Source organism: Mesorhizobium sp. M2A.F.Ca.ET.067.02.1.1, assembly GCF_004023285.1.
Taxonomy (GTDB): Bacteria; Pseudomonadota; Alphaproteobacteria; order Rhizobiales; family Rhizobiaceae; genus Mesorhizobium.
This window is the reverse complement of sequence record NZ_RZSB01001039.1, coordinates 1-1,646: the sequence shown is the minus strand read 5'-3', so window position 1 is coordinate 1,646 and position 1,646 is coordinate 1. Positions and strand designations below refer to the sequence as shown.

At 61.6% G+C, this 1,646-nt stretch carries 3 protein-coding genes and 1 pseudogene; all 4 read right to left on the bottom strand.

Annotated elements, in window-relative coordinates:
- Nucleotides 1-218, bottom strand: a pseudogene (rplK, locus tag EOA28_RS35165) (50S ribosomal protein L11); the annotation flags it as partial.
- Nucleotides 219-425: 207 nt separating this feature from the next.
- Nucleotides 426-953 carry a transcription termination/antitermination protein NusG gene (nusG, locus tag EOA28_RS35160; protein ID WP_095818149.1) on the bottom strand — a complete coding sequence of 176 codons (528 nt, stop codon included), beginning with the start codon at nucleotides 951-953 and terminating at the stop codon, nucleotides 426-428.
- 27 nt (nucleotides 954-980) lie between these two features.
- Entirely contained in the window at nucleotides 981-1,184 is a 204-nt protein-coding gene (secE, locus tag EOA28_RS35155; protein WP_027170383.1) for a preprotein translocase subunit SecE, read from the bottom strand.
- Between the two features lie 270 nt (nucleotides 1,185-1,454).
- On the bottom strand, nucleotides 1,455-1,646 hold a 192-nt coding region (locus EOA28_RS39760), incomplete at its 5' end, for a hypothetical protein (RefSeq protein ID WP_210214992.1).

The following is a 1,646-nucleotide window of genomic DNA, read 5'->3' as shown; positions in this document are numbered from 1 at the left end:
GTCTTCATGACGAAGGTGAACGACTTGTCCTGGTAGTAGGTGATGACGACCGGGATCGGCGACCCCTTCTCGAGCTCCTGCGTCTGCGCGTTGAACGCCTTGCAGAATTCCATGATGTTGATGCCGCGCTGACCAAGCGCCGGGCCGATCGGGGGCGACGGCGTGGCCGAGCCCGCGGCAACCTGGAGCTTGAGCTGGCCTGCAACTTTCTTAGCCATCTCTATTCCTGCCTTTTCTCATGCCGGCCCATTAGCGGGACACCGGCGGTTGCAGTCTGGTGGTGCGGTTCCGACGGCCGGCTATGCCGCCTTCGCCTCCCACCCGTTCATGCGGCGCCTTAAGCGACCGCCCCGACGCCTTACGGCGCGGATCCCGACGCCTTGCGGCGCGGGTTGTGCCGACGCCTTGCGGCGCGGCTAACCGGATCAGCCCTTTTCGACCTGTCCGAATTCCAGATCGACGGGCACGGCGCGCCCGAAGATCGAAACTTCCACCTTGAGGCGGGCCCGCTCCTCGTCCACTTCCTGGACGACGCCGTTGAACGACGCGAACGGACCATCCGAGACGCGGATCGCCTCGCCGATCTCGAAGGTGACCGAGGGCTTCGGCCGCTCGACGCCTTCCTGGACCTGGTTCAGGATGCGCTGCGCCTCGGTCTCGGTGATCGGCACGGGCTTGGAGTCGCCCAGGAAGCCGGTCACTTTCGGCGTGTTCTTGACCAGCGAGAACACGGCGTCCGTCAGGTTGGCCTTCAGGAGCACATAGCCCGGGAAGAACTTGCGCTCGGCATCGACCTTGCGGCCACGGCGGATCTCGACGACCTTCTCGGTCGGCACCACGATCTGCTCGATCTCGCCGGCCAGGCCCTTCTGCTTGGCCTTGTTCTCAATGTCCTCGGCGACCTTCTTCTCGAAGTTCGAATAGGCGTGGACGATATACCAGCGCGCAGTCATTTCCCGACCTCTCCGTAAACCGCCGAATTAATGCCCGAGACCCAGGATCCACTCGATCGCATAGCCCATCAGAATGTCGGCTGCGAAGAAGAAGAGCATCGCGATCACCGCGAACACCAGGACCATCACGGTCGAGATCATGGTTTCGCGCCGCGATGGCCATGTCACCTTGGCCGTCTCCGCGCGAACCTGCTGGAGAAAGGTGAAGGGATTAGTGGTTTTCGAAGCCATGTACCGCCTGTTTTCAAGACCCGTTGGCCGGGCCTCCTGGATGATCCCGCTGGCCGGGACGTGCCGCCTGGGCTTCATGCGGTGCGAATCAGCGCCGCTATTTCACCCACGCAAATCAGACGCGTAAAGCCGGCTTCCCAGCTCCACGCGTCGCGTGTCTGTCTTGTCTACATAAAACCGATTCTTAATCCACGCAAGTGGCAAGGGTCCGCTTTATGTCCTAGCGCCGCCTCGGAACCATCCAGTCGTCCCGTCCCGGCTATGCGGGGCTTATGCCCGAATTTTCCCTATATGGCAAGCTACCCGGCCATTTTCAAATACCGGGCTGGGTTTTGCGTTATGTGGACGCGGCCAGGCGGTATCGCTGCGCATCGCTTGGCATCCATGCCTGTGGCATGCTTTCTTGGAGCGATGACTGAGCCGACGCAAGAACAGGTTGAGCAGCTTACCATTGCCTTCGAA

Bases quoted from the DNA above. Each gene is read 5' to 3' on its own strand.
- nusG (WP_095818149.1), bottom strand. From the start codon at position 953: ATGACTGCGCGCTGGTATATCGTCCACGCCTATTCGAACTTCGAGAAG.
- secE (WP_027170383.1), bottom strand. From the start codon at position 1,184: ATGGCTTCGAAAACCACTAATCCCTTCACCTTTCTCCAGCAGGTTCGC.